The organism is Ruegeria sp. BA2, assembly GCF_056539605.1.
In genome coordinates this window covers 736,897-751,701 of record NZ_JBQFVE010000001.1, presented here as the reverse complement: position 1 = coordinate 751,701, position 14,805 = coordinate 736,897, and the positions used below count along the sequence as shown (strand labels likewise).

General features: G+C 57.6%; 16 protein-coding genes. 6 read left to right on the top strand and 10 right to left on the bottom strand.

The genetic code is table 11. From position 1 onward, the window contains the following. The first annotated feature begins 54 nt into the window (after nucleotides 1-54). Both ACR0NN_RS03715 and ACR0NN_RS03710 read left to right on the top strand, forming a co-directional pair. A complete protein-coding gene (locus tag ACR0NN_RS03715; protein WP_170719805.1) occupies nucleotides 55-510 on the top strand; it encodes an Lrp/AsnC family transcriptional regulator in 456 nt (151 codons plus the stop codon). Then, nucleotides 507-965, top strand: coding sequence for an Lrp/AsnC family transcriptional regulator (locus ACR0NN_RS03710; protein ID WP_170683015.1), 459 nt, complete (start codon nucleotides 507-509; stop codon nucleotides 963-965). Before ACR0NN_RS03715 ends, ACR0NN_RS03710 begins: the two co-directional genes overlap by 4 nt. Here the strand turns inward: ACR0NN_RS03710 and ACR0NN_RS03705 are convergent. Continuing rightward, complete coding sequence (locus tag ACR0NN_RS03705) at nucleotides 962-1,672, bottom strand: GntR family transcriptional regulator (RefSeq protein ID WP_480683910.1); 711 nt, start codon at nucleotides 1,670-1,672, stop codon at nucleotides 962-964. The genes ACR0NN_RS03710 and ACR0NN_RS03705 overlap by 4 nt on opposite strands. A 222-nt stretch (nucleotides 1,673-1,894) precedes the next feature. Here ACR0NN_RS03705 and ACR0NN_RS03700 point away from each other — a divergent pair, with 222 nt between their 5' ends. Next, complete coding sequence (locus tag ACR0NN_RS03700; RefSeq protein WP_170719803.1) at nucleotides 1,895-3,022, top strand: aminotransferase class V-fold PLP-dependent enzyme; 1,128 nt, start codon at nucleotides 1,895-1,897, stop codon at nucleotides 3,020-3,022. A gap of 30 nt (nucleotides 3,023-3,052) precedes the next feature. Here the strand turns inward: ACR0NN_RS03700 and ACR0NN_RS03695 are convergent, their stop codons facing one another. From ACR0NN_RS03695 to ACR0NN_RS03685, 3 genes are all read right to left on the bottom strand, one after another. Next, nucleotides 3,053-4,249, bottom strand: coding sequence for a UbiH/UbiF family hydroxylase (locus tag ACR0NN_RS03695; RefSeq protein ID WP_170719801.1), 1,197 nt, complete (start codon nucleotides 4,247-4,249; stop codon nucleotides 3,053-3,055). A gap of 72 nt (nucleotides 4,250-4,321) precedes the next feature. Next, on the bottom strand, nucleotides 4,322-4,570 hold the full coding sequence (locus tag ACR0NN_RS03690) for a hypothetical protein (RefSeq protein WP_170683012.1): 249 nt from the start codon (nucleotides 4,568-4,570) through the stop codon (nucleotides 4,322-4,324). Between the two features lie 87 nt (nucleotides 4,571-4,657). Next, a complete protein-coding gene (locus ACR0NN_RS03685) occupies nucleotides 4,658-5,302 on the bottom strand; it encodes a pyrimidine 5'-nucleotidase (RefSeq protein WP_170719799.1) in 645 nt (214 codons plus the stop codon). A 100-nt stretch (nucleotides 5,303-5,402) separates the two neighbouring features. Here ACR0NN_RS03685 and ACR0NN_RS03680 point away from each other — a divergent pair, with 100 nt between their 5' ends. After that, the gene (locus tag ACR0NN_RS03680) at nucleotides 5,403-6,050 is read left to right on the top strand and encodes a GntR family transcriptional regulator (protein ID WP_170683010.1); all 648 of its coding nucleotides are present in this window, start codon (nucleotides 5,403-5,405) and stop codon (nucleotides 6,048-6,050) included. Here the strand turns inward: ACR0NN_RS03680 and ACR0NN_RS03675 are convergent. Both ACR0NN_RS03675 and carA read right to left on the bottom strand, forming a co-directional pair. Continuing rightward, nucleotides 6,007-7,911, bottom strand: coding sequence for a glycosyltransferase family 2 protein (locus ACR0NN_RS03675; RefSeq protein WP_170719796.1), 1,905 nt, complete (start codon nucleotides 7,909-7,911; stop codon nucleotides 6,007-6,009). The genes ACR0NN_RS03680 and ACR0NN_RS03675 overlap by 44 nt on opposite strands. Before the next feature lie 79 nt (nucleotides 7,912-7,990). Next, nucleotides 7,991-9,157 (bottom strand): glutamine-hydrolyzing carbamoyl-phosphate synthase small subunit, encoded by a 1,167-nt coding sequence (gene carA, locus ACR0NN_RS03670; protein ID WP_170719794.1) that lies wholly within the window; start codon nucleotides 9,155-9,157, stop codon nucleotides 7,991-7,993. Nucleotides 9,158-9,339: 182 nt separating this feature from the next. Here carA and ACR0NN_RS03665 point away from each other — a divergent pair, with 182 nt between their 5' ends. After that, the gene (locus ACR0NN_RS03665) at nucleotides 9,340-9,822 is read left to right on the top strand and encodes a GatB/YqeY domain-containing protein (RefSeq protein WP_170719791.1); all 483 of its coding nucleotides are present in this window, start codon (nucleotides 9,340-9,342) and stop codon (nucleotides 9,820-9,822) included. On the opposite strand, the gene ACR0NN_RS03660 is transcribed toward ACR0NN_RS03665, so the two are convergent. From ACR0NN_RS03660 to ctaD, 4 genes are all read right to left on the bottom strand, one after another. After that, nucleotides 9,819-10,298 carry a DUF2244 domain-containing protein gene (locus ACR0NN_RS03660; RefSeq protein WP_170719789.1) on the bottom strand — a complete coding sequence of 160 codons (480 nt, stop codon included), beginning with the start codon at nucleotides 10,296-10,298 and terminating at the stop codon, nucleotides 9,819-9,821. The genes ACR0NN_RS03665 and ACR0NN_RS03660 overlap by 4 nt on opposite strands. 43 nt (nucleotides 10,299-10,341) lie before the next feature. After that, a complete protein-coding gene (locus ACR0NN_RS03655) occupies nucleotides 10,342-10,941 on the bottom strand; it encodes a 2-hydroxychromene-2-carboxylate isomerase (RefSeq protein WP_170719785.1) in 600 nt (199 codons plus the stop codon). A gap of 83 nt (nucleotides 10,942-11,024) precedes the next feature. Beyond that, nucleotides 11,025-12,053: a bestrophin family protein gene (locus ACR0NN_RS03650; RefSeq protein ID WP_170719782.1), complete on the bottom strand. Its 1,029-nt coding sequence runs from the start codon at nucleotides 12,051-12,053 to the stop codon at nucleotides 11,025-11,027. Nucleotides 12,054-12,214: 161 nt separating this feature from the next. Beyond that, nucleotides 12,215-13,873 (bottom strand): cytochrome c oxidase subunit I, encoded by a 1,659-nt coding sequence (ctaD, locus tag ACR0NN_RS03645; protein ID WP_170683003.1) that lies wholly within the window; start codon nucleotides 13,871-13,873, stop codon nucleotides 12,215-12,217. Between the two features lie 280 nt (nucleotides 13,874-14,153). Between ctaD and ACR0NN_RS03640 the strand changes: the two genes are divergently transcribed. Further along, nucleotides 14,154-14,573 (top strand): HIT family protein, encoded by a 420-nt coding sequence (locus ACR0NN_RS03640; RefSeq protein ID WP_170720184.1) that lies wholly within the window; start codon nucleotides 14,154-14,156, stop codon nucleotides 14,571-14,573. Nucleotides 14,574-14,805: the final 232 nt, after the last annotated feature.

Here is a 14,805-nt window from a genome sequence, read left to right as displayed (position 1 = left end):
ATTTAGGAAAAAGATGAAGAATTATTCGTCAAATGACTGGATGGTGTAAACTTCATGCTTGATGATGTTGACCGACGTATATTGCGCAATTTTCAGGCCGAACCCAGCCTGACAACGGCGGAATTGGCCGAGCGATGCCACATCAGTTCGGGTGTCTGCTGGCGGCGGATCGAGAAGATGCAGGCCGCTGGTGTGATCGAAGGGCAAGAGGCCGTGATTGACTGGGCGGCTTTGGGATATGCGGTCGAAGTGTCCTTGCGGATCACGCTGGACAAGACGCAGGCGCGGGCCTTTGATGAATTCATAGCAGCGGCGCGCGAGGTGGCCGAGGTAATCGAGATCCAAACTTTTCTGGGCCGGGTAGACGTACGCCTATCCGTACTGGCCCGGGATATGGCGCATTATCAACAGCTCTATCGCGATCGCATTCTGACCCTGCCGCATATCGCGGATATCGAGGCTTTGATGCATATCGCGCGAGTCAAGCGGGATGAGGTATTACCGGTATGATCGAACTGGATGAGATCGACCGTAAAATCCTGCGCGCGCTGGTGCAGGACGCGACCCAAAGCGCCGGGGCGCTGGGACGGCGGTTTGGCCTGTCGCAACCAGCGACCTGGCGGCGCATTCGTCGACTGGAAGAGGCGGGCGTGATCAAGGGGCGGAGGCTGCGTTTGAATGCCGAAACACTGGGCTTTGGCGTAACCGTGTTTCTGGGCGTGAAACTGGCGCGTAAGGGACAGGTCAGCCTTGAAGATTTTGAACGTGCCGTCAGCGCGATCCCCGAGGTTCAGACGGTAGAACATGTGCTTGGGCTTTATGACTACCGTTTGCGCGTCGTGGCGCGGGACCTGGCCGATTTCGAGCGGGTCTTGCGACGCAGGGTAATGACCTTACCGGGGGCCGGGGATGTCGAGGCCAATGTCTTGCTGAGCGAGGAGCGCCTACCAGGACCGATCGGTTAATATCTTGTCCGGATTCGGAATCCCGGGTGGTGGGTCATGCGGGCAAAAGTCATGGGCTGCCCGTCTTTCCAGGTGGTTCGCTCCAATTGGATCATCGATGTGCCAGTGGTGGTGCCCATGAAATCGGCCAGGCGGCTATCTGCGGAAATTGCGCAAAAGGCGATCTCGGCTTCGGTAAAGGGTGCGGCGTTCAGCAGCCATTCATGCGGTCCGCTTTTGTTAAGATCGGCTTGCTCGACCTCTGGCACCGCCTCGATGTTGATCCAGCGTTCTTCCAATTGAAAAGGTCGGTTATCGGCATAGTGCATGCAGATCACGTGCAGCACGCGTGCGTCGGGCTCAACATTCAATTGCGAGGTCAGCCAGCCGGGGCTATAGACCACGTTCCGTTCAACCAGTGCATAGCGATAGGCTGAGTTTTGGTTCTCAACTGCTTGGCGTGCCAGAGAAATTTCCAGTTTCGCCTGTTTGCGAGGCTCTTTCTTGACGCGGGTTCCGCTTTTGCGCTTGCGCTCGACAAAGCCTTGTTCAGCCAATTCCCTGAGCGCCCGGTTTACCGTGGCGCGGGCACAATTGAATTCTTCTGCTAGTTGGGTTTCGGTGGGGAGAAGTGAGCCCTGAGGCCAAATTCGGGATTCAATCCGACGTTTAACTTCATCCCGGACGACCTGAAAACTAATCCGCTTTTGCGCAGTCACGAGTGACATAATCCGTTCTTGTTCAAAGTGAGTGTATCTGTTCAGAAACACGTTAGGGTGTAAAGGGTTACTGACTCTAGTTGGCGTCATTTTTAGCAATTGTGACACGTAAAATCTCAAAGTAAAACTTCTGGCAGTAGTTTACTTTAGGTCAACTTTCTGACCGGTTTGGTGCTTTACCAGCGCTGCAGGACAAGGCAGAAGAAGAAAACGCAATGGAAAGGAAGCGTCATGCCGGCATTACTGGATACTGTTGATCCCGAGGGTCTCGAGGAATTCTCGGTGGTTTTTACAGACCGTTCGCTCAATCATATGTCCGCAAGCTTTCAACAGGTCATGCGCGATATTTCCCAGATGCTGCGCGAGGTTTACAACGCTGAGGGCGTCGCCGTTATTCCTGGCGGGGGCACTTACGGTATGGAAGCCGTAGCACGGCAATTCGCGCGAGGTGCCAATGTGCTGGTCGTGCGCAACGGATGGTTTTCATATCGGTGGAGCCAGATTATTGAATCGGGTGATCTGACATCTTCTGCCTCGGTGCTCAAAGCGCGCGAAACCGGTAACGCCAGTCCTTCTCCGTTTGCTCCAGCTCCGATTGATGAGGTCGTGGCGACAATCCGAGAAAAACGGCCCGAGATTGTTTTCGCTCCGCACGTGGAAACTTCGGCCGGGGTGATTCTGCCTGATGACTATGTAACCGCGATGGCCGCCGCCGCGCATGAGGTCGGCGCGCTGATGGTGCTGGATTGCATCGCTTCGGGATGTGCGTGGGTTGATATGAAGGCCACTGGCGTCGACGTGCTGATTTCGGCCCCGCAAAAGGGGTGGAGCGCGACGCCCTGTGCCGGCCTTGTTATGCTGTCCGAACGGGCCGAGGCCCAGTTGGCTGAGACCACATCAGACAGTTTTGCGATTGATCTGAAAAAGTGGCGGCAGATCATGCAGGCTTACGAGGCGGGGGGTCATGCCTATCACGCCACGATGCCCACGGATTCGCTGCGCGCCTTTCGCGATACGATGGCCGAAACACAGCAGTATGGCTTTGAAAAGCTACGCGCGGCGCAATGGGCGCTGGGGGATGGAGTGCGGGCCTATCTGAAGGATAAGGGCGTGATGTCAGTGGCCGCCGAGGGCTTTGGCGCGCCGGGCGTGGTCGTCAGTTATACTGCCGATCCAGAAGTGCAGAATGGCAAGAAATTTGCCGCTTTGGGCATGCAGATCGCTGCAGGCGTCCCGCTGCAATGTGATGAGCCTGAAGGGTTCAGCACGTTTCGGCTGGGGCTGTTTGGCTTGGACAAGCTCTATGATGTCGATGGCACTATCGCGCGCCTGACCCGCGTTTTGAGTCAGGTGCTCTGACCCTGTGGCGGGCAGAAACCCGCCCTACACTTAGCGGACGCCGAGGCCCATCTGCATCAGCGTCTTGCGCACCGGTGGAAGCGAATAGAGCGCGTTCAAGCCCATCGCCCGTGCATCGCGCAGCGGGCGCGCTTCGATCATCGAGGCGCGGTTCAGCAGGTCGATGCCTTTGACGCGCAGCTCGATCTCAGTGTGGCGGGCCTTGTGATAGGCATCCAACATCTGCGCATCGCCCAGCCCGTTAGGGTCGTCCACAGCCAGATCAAGCACCGTTCGGAGATCGCCCAGAGACATGTTCAGCCCTTGTGCGCCAATCGGCGGCACCACATGTGCAGCCTCGGCCATCAGGGCAAGTCGTTCGCCAGACAAGCGTTCGGCTGACTGGCTGATGATCGGCCAGATCGTCCTGCGCGAAGCCAGTTTCAGTGCTCCGAACAACCCGCAAGAGCGTTCGGTCATAGCGGCCTCAAACGCCTCGGTTCCGAGGTTCAAAAGCTCTACGGCCTGCGGCCCGCGCTCCATCCAGACGATCGCCGATGAGGGCTTTCCTTGCCAATCGGGCAAGGGCACCAAAGTGAATGGCCCTCCCGAGCGATGGATTTCGGTCGAGACATTCTCGTGCGGGACGGGATGCGTGACGGCGAAGGCCAGCGCCTTCTGTCCGTAGCGCGTAGTGTGGACATTGACCCCGGCGGCCTCGCGCATTGGGGAATTGCGTCCGTCGGCGGCGATCACCAGCTTGCAGCGGATGCGGGTTCCGTCGCTCAGACCAACGCGCGCCTCATTGGTGCGGGTGAACAGGCTGATCGTACCGGTGCCGGGGCGGAAATCGACATTGGGCAACTCGGCCAATCGCGCCACCATCTCGCGGCGTAGTAGCCAGTTGGGCAGGTTCCAACCAAAGGGTTGCTCCGAGATATCGGCGGCATTGAAATCACGCACGACGCGCGGTTCGGGCATATCTCCGCCTGCATCCACGATGCGCATGATCTGCAAAGGCGCGGCATGGGCATCCAGCCGGGCCCAAAGTCCGCATTGTTCCAGCAAGCCGTGGGCGGGTTGCAGAAATGCAGTGGTGCGCAGATCCGATCCGTCCACGTCCCGCTCGGTAATCGGAGGAGTGGGGTCAACGCAGATCACGTCAAAACCGGCCGCGCCAAAGGCGGCGGCGGCGGTTAGTCCAGCGATTCCTCCGCCGGAAATCAGGATGTCGCAGCTGTCAGTCATAGGTATGTCTCCGTTGCCGCAGACACTAGTGCTGTTAGGCGCCGCCCGCCAAGTGACATCCTGTCTCGTGCCTTATCCTCGTGAGATCAGGACCAGGATCAGGAACATCACCGGCACCATCATCAGGGCCGGGATATAAAGGCCTGGCAGGCCGAACAGTAGGATCGAACAGCCCCACATGCTGATCAGCGCTGCGGCCGTGTAGAACAAGTCATCGGCCTCGGCATTTGCCGCGTCCCGGGCCAACCAGCCAAACAGGGGGATTGCAAACAAAAGGCGCTGCCAAAAAGGCAGGCGCTGCGGCATCTCAAGCGCGGTCATTGGGGTCTCCGATTCTGTTCGTCGCTGAGCTGCATATGGGGGCAATGCTGCGCTTGCAAAACGCACAGATCGTCGCAGTGTGACAGCCTATCGCAGGCGACCCAGAAATCCAGTCAGATCATCCGTGTAATGGTGAATATGGTCGGCCTCATGCGGGTCAGGCGCAACGTGAACGGTGCGCATTCCCATCTCATGCGGGGCGGCCAGATTGCGCGGATCATCCTCGAACATTGCGGCTTTTGTGGCGTCGATCCCGTCTTGGGTAAAGATCGTCTCGAACGCGGCCTTTTCGGGCTTGGGGCGATAGCCTGCGTGTTCGACACCGTAGATCGCATCGAACAACCCATTCAAACCGCGCGCTTCCAGCACACGTTCGGCATAAGGCGCCGATCCATTGGTATAGACAATTCGTCGACCGGGCAGGGCGCGGATGTGATCGGCCAACGTGGCATCGGGTTCCATATGGCTCATGTCCACCTGATGCACCGCATGCAGATATGGATCGGGGTCCAGATCATGCTCGGCCATAAGCCCTGCAAGCGTGGTTCCGTATTCGCGCCAGTAATGCGAGCGTAGCCGGTCGGCCTCGGGCCGGTCGACACCGATGGCTTGCACCACGTAATCCGTCATCAGCACCTCGATCTGATCGAACAGGCGCATATGTGGCGGATAAAGCGTGTTGTCGAGGTCGAACACCCATTGGGTGACGTGAGCGAAAGCAGGTTTGACCATGGTTGTGGTTTAGGGCGATGCGCAGCTGTTTTCAATGCCGCTCTTGATTGCGGTGGCATCAGGCGGCTAGACATGTCCGAACGAGGAGATCACGCACCCCATGCCCCAATCCAAACAGTCCAATACGGACGCCTACAGCCTTATTCTCGAAGCAATCGATGTTGGCGTTTACAAACCCGGTGATCGGCTGGTGGAAAGCGAGCTGGCTGAGAGGTTTGGTGTTTCCCGCACCCCGATCCGAGAGGCGCTGCAACGGCTTGAGACGCAATCACTGCTGGAACGAGACGGGCGATCGCTGATCGTGGCCTCGTTGGATCACAACCAAATGGCCGAGCTTTATGTTGTGCGGCGTGAACTGGAGGGGCTGGCCGCGCGGCTGGCGGCCAAACATGCCACCGAAGAAGAAATCCGGGTCCTGCAGGATATGGTTGCCGAAGATGATGCGCTGGTGAACGATCCCACCGCATTGTCGCGCGCTAATCGGCGGTTTCACGAACAGATTCATCTGGCCTCGCACAACCGCTATCTTGTTCAGCAACTTGATCTGGTTCACCGGACCATGGCGCTGATGGCAACCACTTCGCTAGCAGTAGAGGGGCGAGGCGAGATCGCGCAGAGTGAGCACAAAGGCATCGTGGAAGCCATCGCAGCACGTGACGAAGATGGCGCAGCACGCGCGCTGCAAGACCATATTTCGGTCGCGTTCATGACCCGTTTGAAACAGGATGCGGTGCGGCGGGAGAAATAGGGGTCATGCATTCTTCGACCGCATGACCGTGCTGGGTTTTATCCCAAAAGAATGGCCGAACCGCGAGTTCCCAGAGCCCTTTGTAGGCCGCCAGCACACCCAATGGATAATAGAGGACCATGGTCGGCACCCAGGGCAACAGAAATCGTCTGTTGCCTGCGACAACGCCCAGCATGCCGACCAGAATGTTTGCAGCTTCGGCGATGAGAAACAGGTATATACAGCCATATAAAAACTCGGGCGCCGCAATATGCTGAAACGGGTGCGGCAGGCCTAGGTAGACCAGCCAAAAGACCCAAAGAACCGGTGCAAGCAGGAATTGCCCGAGCGTTCCAAGAAAGAAGGCCTGAAACCCCAGGAACCGGAGTGGCCCCAGATCGCGCAGCAACCTCAGGGGCGCGCGCATATGGACCAGATAAGTGACCATAAACCCTTTCAGCCAGCGTGAGCGCTGCTTGATCCACGGCCAGGCGCGGAAATTGGCTTCTTCATATGTGGTGGTGTTCACGATCTCTGTCCGGTATCCGGCGCGGCAAAGGCGGACGCCAAGATCGGCATCTTCAGTCACGTTATGGGCATCCCAGCCGCCAAGTTCGACGAGTTTATCCCGGCGGAAAAAGAACGTGGTGCCACCCAGCGGAACCACAAGCCCCAACCGGGCGATGCCTTTCAGAACCACCCGGAACCAGCCGCTGTATTCAATGGTAAAGCAGCGCGAGCGCCAGTTGGTGCGGGGGTTGTAGTAATCCAGAGTGCCTTGCAGGCAGACCACATCCTTCGGCGCGGTTGCAAACTGGCGGACCACGGTTTCGATCTGATCCGGCAGAGGGGCGTCTTCGGCATCCCAAACGCCCAAAATCTCGCCCCGGCAGAAATCCAGCGCATAGTTCATGGCGCGGGGTTTGGTGGTCAGATTGCCCAGCTTCGGCACCTCTAGCGCGCGTATCCAACTGGGAAGTTTGACGTCGCTTAGCGCTGCTTTGGTGACATCATCTTGTTCTTCAAGCACCAGAATGACATCCAGCAGCGCCTTGGGGTAGGTCAACCGTTGGAGGCGGGCGATCAGAACCTCGGCGATTTCTTTTTCTTTATAAAGTGGTACCAAAACAGACACGCAGGGCAAGCGAATGGGCTCAGCCGAGACAGTTTTTGACTTGGAAGGCATCAAATAGGCGATCAGCCCTGACAAACGAAGAGAAAGAAACAATGCCAAGGTGATCAGCGTTGCCCACAGCAGGAACGTCAGTCCTTGCGTCGGAAACGAGGCAAATAAGGCGACCAGCAACAAGGCAGTAGCGATGGGTTTGGCTTGTGCCGTCGACGTCCAGTTGCGGCAACTCTGCTGCGCCTTCACACGCGTTTCAGCGGCCTCAGCCAATTCAGTTGAAAAGCGGTGTGCGATGGCGGCGTCAATCTGTTCGGTCTCTGCGAGAACTGGTACGATGTTATATCCAGTTTCGCCAAGCGCGTCCCGCACGGCGGCAAACCTGTCCGGCCTTGCTGTTGCGATCAATAAAATCGGACCAACTCGCATCCATGGCAGCACATTATGGGCCAGCCAGAACTCAACCGGTTTGATCTTGCAAAGCTCGGCAGAGGGCGGGGTTTGCTCAAGATCGGCGATTTGCAGGCCGGTTTGCACGGAGAGGGCAGAGAGAACCTCACTCCGGTTGGCCCACCCTTCGCCGACCAGAATTTCACCCACTGGGGCATTCTGATTTGATTGTAAGCGCAATGCCTGCTGCAATTGAGCCTCAGAAATAACGCCTTGATCTCGGAGGCAGGCACCCAAGGGTTTGCGCGCATGGGGGCCAGGAACCGGTTGCGCCGGTATCTGGCGTTGCAAATTCAATTCAACCATAAGAAAACCCTGCCGCAAATCACAGGCGACAGGGTTGCTCAAACAGGGTTAACGCGCGGTTAACTCTGGTCTTTCAGGTTTAGGCTTGTGCTTTTTGGTCTGCCATCGCGGCGGCAAAGCGTTCGAACAGATAGAAACTGTCCTGCGGGCCGGGTGAGGCTTCGGGGTGGTGCTGAACTGAATAGACAGGACGGCCCGTCATGCGGATGCCGCAGTTCGAACCGTCGAACAGCGAGCGATGGGTTTCGACCACGCCGTCGGGCAGGGATTGTGCATCTACCGCAAATCCGTGGTTCATCGAGGTGATCTCGACCTTGCCGGTTTCCATGTCCTTGACCGGATGGTTCGCGCCGTGGTGGCCGTGGTTCATCTTGACGGTCTGACCACCCAGAGCCAGCGCCAGCATCTGGTGACCCAGGCAAATGCCAAAGACAGGCAGGTCTGTTGTATCAAGAACCTCTTTGATCATCGGAACTGCGTATTCGCCGGTAGCTGCCGGATCGCCCGGACCGTTGGACAGGAAGACGCCATCAGGCTCATGCGCAAGTACTTCTGCCGCCGTGGCAGTGGCCGGCAGCACGGTCACGTCGCAGCCAGCAGAGGCAAGGCAGCGCAGGATATTGCGCTTGGCGCCGTAGTCGATAGCGACCACCTTATGCGCCGGGGCTTCCTGCCTCGGGTAGCCGTCGGGCCATGCCCAACGCATTTCATCCCAGCGATAACTCTGGGCGCAGGTAACTTCTTTGGCCAGATCCATCCCCTCAAGCCCGGCAAAGCCGCGTGCAGCTGCGATCAGGGCTTCGATGTCGAAATTGCCGTCGGGGTCATGAGCCAACGCCACATGCGGGGCGCCTTGCTGCCGAATGGCACGGGTCAGGCGGCGTGTGTCGACACCGCCGATCGCAATGCGTCCTCGACGCTCCAACCAGGTCTTCAGCTCTTCGGTCGAGCGCCAGTTCGATGCATCGGTCGGGTCCCATTTGACAACCATGCCTGCGGCAACCGGATCTCCGGTTTCATCATCCTCGGGGTTTACGCCGACATTGCCGATATGGGGGAAGGTGAAGGTCACGATCTGGCCCGCGTACGAGGGATCGGTCATGATCTCCTGATAGCCGGTCATCGCAGTGTTGAAGCAGAGTTCAGCAACCGTTTGTCCGGTTGCGCCAAAGCCGATGCCATAGAACAGTGTTCCATCGGCCAAAGCCAGACATGCGGTGGGCTTGGACGGGGCGTTCTGGGCCATGGCGCGACTCTCCTGCAAGGTAAACGGACGCATACCTAAGGGGGTTAGTGCGCCGGGTCAAGTCTGTTCAAATTTTGGGCTATCGTTTAAAATCAATGATTTAACCGCGAACACTCTTGTTGTGCCTGCCTTTTTGTTTCGATATGGTCAGGGTTCCTTTGCCATGGGGATGGACAGACCATATGGATATGCGATCAAGGGTGAATGCCGCCCTGAAGCAAGCTATGAAAGACAAAGCCGCCGAGCGCCTTTCGACACTGCGCCTGATTAATGCCGCGATCAAGGATCGCGACATTGCATCGCGTGCTTCAGAAAACGAAGAGGCCAAGGGCTGCGGTGATGCCGAGGTGCTTGAGATCCTTGGGAAAATGACCAAGCAGCGCAAGGAAAGCGCGCGCGCCTATGAAGAAGGCGGACGCCTGGACCTGGCCGAGCGCGAACTGCGCGAGGTTGAAGTGATCGAGGAGTTCCTGCCCAAGCAGTTAGACGACGACGAGGTCAGCAAAGCGATTCTGACCGCCATCACAGCCACTGGCGCGGGTTCGATCCGCGATATGGGCAAGGTGATGGGCGAGCTGAAGACGCGCTATACCGGGCAGATGGATTTCGGCAAGGTCGGACCAATGGTCAAAGACCACCTGTGCGCTGCATCAAACGGCGGCTAGCTCCGCAGCTTTCGCGTTAAATCATCAAATAGAGCGATCCGTTCGTCCTCGGACAGGAACGCACCGATTTCGACTTCGCGCCCGTCGCCGATCAACGTGACGTAGTGGGGTACCGGCCCACCGCTTGCGTGCATCTCGGGGCGCGCCCAATAGCGGTTGCAGGACCACTCCTGATCCCCTTTGCGCGGGTGATGATGCACAAGACGCGCCTGCGTTTGGTTCAGTGTCAGCACCTCAAACACGCTGCGTGCGCGATAGTTGGTTTGGATCGCCAGCCACAGGCCCAAGACTGTCAGTATCAGGAAGGGCAGCAGCCCCCACAGGACAACCGAGCCCAGCATTGCCAAAAGCGGGATCAATCCGAACAGAAACACCGACAGGATGACGATCATTGCGCCACGCGGCGGCAGAGAGTTGTGCGGCCAGAGGCGCAACTCCTGTTCAGCATCCGAGTTTTTCGTCCATTGATACGGCATGGCTGAAACCTAGCGCGGCGGGTACGCAAGGCGAAGCAAAAAGTCAGACGACGTGACCGACGCGCACCCAGGACAGGGCGTCATCCAGACGATCATCCCCCCAAAACACTTCGTCGCGCACAACAAAGCTTGGTGCGCCGAATACGCCCAGCTGAATCGCTGTATTTGTCTCGTCTTCAAGTGCGCTGGCAGCCTCGGGGCTACGGGCGCGCGAAAGGATCAGGCGCGGATCTTGCTGACACCGCAGTAGTGCCTCGGATATGGCACTTTCGCTGCCCGCCTCAATGCCTTCCTCGAACCAGATGCGATAGAGGTTTTGAGTAAACGATTTGCCCCAACCGTCCTGCATGCCCAGCAATGCCACCTGATTGGCAAGTGCCAGATCCGAGATCGGATAGGGCGCAGGTAACTTTGCATGGATATGGTATTTCGCAGCGCGGCGTTCGATATCACGCCACATATAGGCGGATTTCACAGGCTTGCCTGCAAAGGGAATATTCTGCTGTTCCGACATCACCGTGCGCACGTTGAAGGGGCGCCAGGTAACCGTCGCATCGTTTTCTTCGCACCAGCCATCCAGGCGCGTGATAGTTAGAAAACTGTAAGTGCTGCCGATGGAATACCAAAAATCGATCTCGGGCATGGCGGGGCTCCTGTCAAAAGGGGCTGTGCCTACCAGAATACCTCAAAATGAAGGATTTTTCGATCTTTGCCCAAATCAGGCGGTCAGAGCATCGCCTTATCAATAGGTTGGGTTGGCTGAGGGGCAGTGCCACAGGCCGTCATCTGGCGTAGGTCGATTTCGATCATGCGGCAGATGGATGAGATTGGAACATCGGTGACATCACCCTCGAAAGGATCCTCCATCGAGGCGCTGACGCGTTCGGTTACGAAGAAAATCCAGCACACCAACGCGCCGATCGGGGCAAAGACCATCCAGTCGAGCACGACCGCCTTTACCACGGGAAAACCCATGCCCGCAGTGAACGACCGCTGATCGTTCAGGGCCAGCGGCAGCATAAAGATGAAGATATAGCTGAAGATCCTGCCAACCTCGGCCACTTGCCTAGGGAAAGGGGTGTTCTTGATGCGCTCGCTTTGGCCTTGCGCATCCGTAAACCGCGCCAGCCTGTTCATCAGCGCCACGTGCCAGTAGGGATCGATCTTGCGGGATTGGGCGAGGGCTGACAGACGTTCACCTTGCAGAAACATCAGGTACGCAGCGCGGTTGGATTTACCCTCTAGCCGCGGCAGATCAGCTTCAAGCTGGCTGCTGCGCCAGCACTCAGGATCCTGATGCAACGCGATTTTGTCTGAGACGGGCTTGTGCCCGAACATCCACGGGCGGCGGGATCGCCCGTTGGCGGTGGGCTGACGCAGCTGAAAGGCCAGCATGTTCAGCCACGCAATATGGCGCTCCAACAGCTCGCGGCGGGTTTCGGGATCAAGCGGTGTTCCATCCGTCTGCACCAGATTGCTGATCGTATTTCCCCAGTCGCGGCTCGCATTAACCATATCGCCCCAGATTTTCCGCGCATCAACCCAGCGCCCATAGGCCGAGGTGTTTTTGAAACCCAGAAAAAACGCCACCGCCAGACCCAGCATCGTGACCGGGGGGCTTGAGTTCGAGATCAGCTCTAACGGGGTGACTTCATCGATCAGCTCCAACAGGAATATCCAGGCCATGACGATGCAAATGAACCCGGCAGAGCCTTTGACCAGTTGCCGAAGTGTGATGCCGTGATGGAGTATCATGTGGTGCGCACCCGTCGTAGATTATGCCGCTTTCGCAAATACTAGCGACCTGATCTTTGGTGCGTCTACGTGTTGGGTGCAGCAAGTTGCGGACTGGGGTCACAAAAACACAAAGCCCCACACAAGGCGGGGCTTTGCTGAATTTGGTTTGGATGGCGGGATTAGTGCGCGTGGCCCTTGTCCCAGTCTTCCTGCTTGGGCAGCTGCTCGAACGTGTGTTCAGGCGGCGGGGTAGGCAGGGTCCATTCCAGCGTATCCGCGTATTCGTTCCACGGGTTCGGACGGGTCTCTTTCGCGCCACGCAGCAGGGCGTAGATCACGATGCCGAAGAACAGCAGGAACGAGGCGAATGAGATGAACGCACCGATCGACGAAACAAAGTTCCACTGCGCGAACGCTTCGGGATAGTCGATGTAGCGGCGAGGCATGCCCTGACGGCCCAGGAAGTGCTGCGGGAAGAAGGTCAGGTTGGCGCCGATGAAGAACAGCCAGAAGTGAACCTTGCCCCAGAACTCTGAATACTGACGGCCCGTCATCTTCGAGAAGTAGAAGTATACGCCAGCGAAGATCGCGAAGACGGCACCCAAGCTCATCACATAGTGGAAATGCGCAACGACGTAGTAGGTGTCGTGATAGGCACGGTCCACGCCGGCCTGCGACAGCACAACACCGGTCACACCACCAACGGTGAACAGGAACAGGAAGCCGAAGGCGAACAGCATCGGGGTTTTGAACTCGATCGAGCCGCCCCACATGGTCGCAATCCACGAAAAGACCTTAACCCCCGTTGGAACCGCGATGACCATCGTCGCCAGCATGAAGTAGGCCTGCTGACGCAGCGACATGCCCACGGTGTACATGTGGTGCGCCCATACGACGAAGCCCAGAACACCGATTGCGATGATCGCCCAGACCATCGGTAGATAGCCGAAGATCGGCTTGCGCGCGAAGGTTGCGATCACGTGGCTGATGATGCCGAAACCGGGCAGGATCACGATGTACACTTCCGGGTGGCCGAAGAACCACAGGATGTGCTGATACAGGATCGGATCGCCGCCACCGGCCGGATCAAAGAAGGTAAAGCCAAAGTTGCGGTCCATCAGCAGCATGGTGATCGCGCCTGCCAGAACCGGCAGCGACAGCAGAATCAGCCACGAGGTGACGAAGATTGACCAACTGAACAGCGGCACCTTGAACAGCGTCATGCCAGGGGCACGCATGTTCAAGAAGGTGGTGATCATGTTAATCGCACCGAGGATCGAGGAGGCGCCCGATACGTGCACGGCGAAGATCGCAAGGTCCATGGACATACCGCCCTCGGTCGTCGACAGCGGAGGATAAAGAACCCAGCCAACGCCCGAACCAAGCTGATCGTTACCGCCCGGAGACAGCAGCGAAGCAACACCCAGCGAGGTACCAGCCACATACAGCCAGAAGGACAGGTTGTTCATCCGCGGGAACGCCATATCCGGCGCACCGATCTGCAACGGCATGAAATAGTTGCCAAATCCGCCGAACAGGGCCGGAATAACCACGAAGAACATCATCAGAACACCGTGATAGGTGATCATCACGTTCCAGAGATGCCCGTTCGGGGTACATGGATCGGCCATGAAGCCTTCGAGGCACATGTACTGCACACCGGGGTGCATCAGTTCGAGCCGCATATAGACGGTCATCAGAACCGAGATCAGACCGGCGAGTGCCGAGAAGATCAGGTACAGAATCCCGATATCTTTGTGGTTGGTCGACATGAACCAACGGGTAAAGAAACCGCGCTGGTCTTCATGATCGTGACCATGAATGGCTGCGTCTGCCATTTAGGTGCCTCCTGTTGCAACTACACCGCGCAGTCGGACCTCTCCAACGCGCGGGATTCCTGCTGGTTTTAGTTTGCCAAGGGGCGACCTTCAATGGTCGAGTTTGATCTGGATCAAGATTAATTGTCGCGGGCAGGTGGGCCTGCGCGTTTATTTGATCCTGGATGCGATGGATTTGGGTGTTCCGTCCCTGAATTCAAGTGGCGCTGGGGGAATCCCGCTTGACCGATACGGCAGCGCGGCTCAGAACAACGGAAAGTTCCAACGCCGGAGGCCCGAGATGACCGCCTATGATCCCGAAAACGTCTTTGCCAAGATACTGCGCGGGGAAATCCCGTCGAACCGTGTTTATGAAGACGATGACACGATTGCCCTGATGGATATCATGCCCCGGGCCGACGGTCATCTGCTTGTCATCCCGAAAACACCCTGCCGCAATATGCTGGATGCGACGCCCGAGCAGCTGGCTGCGGTGATGGCGACCGTACAGAAGATGGCACATGCCGTGAAAGCCGCCTTTGACGCAGACGGCGTTACCATTCAGCAATTCAACGAAGCGGCAGGGGGGCAAGAGGTGTTTCACCTTCATGTCCACGTTCTGCCGCGCCACGAAGGCATCTCCTTGCGTCCGCCGGGCAAGATGGGAGAGTTCGACTTGATCGCCCAGCATGCCGACAAAATCCGCGCTGCATTGAGCTAGGCCCGAAAGGGTTTAGCGGCGATTTCGCTGGAGAAACAGCAAGAGGTCACGCTTGTGCCTTAAGGCTGATTGGAATGCAAAACGGTGGCCCCAAAAAGAGAATTGCCGTTCCGATATGGGGTCGGAACGGCAGACTCGTAACCAAACACTTTCACGGATTTCGCAGGGCAGCCCTGAGATCACCGGTTAACACACCACTCACTCATGAACGGTCTCTACATACTATGTGGTC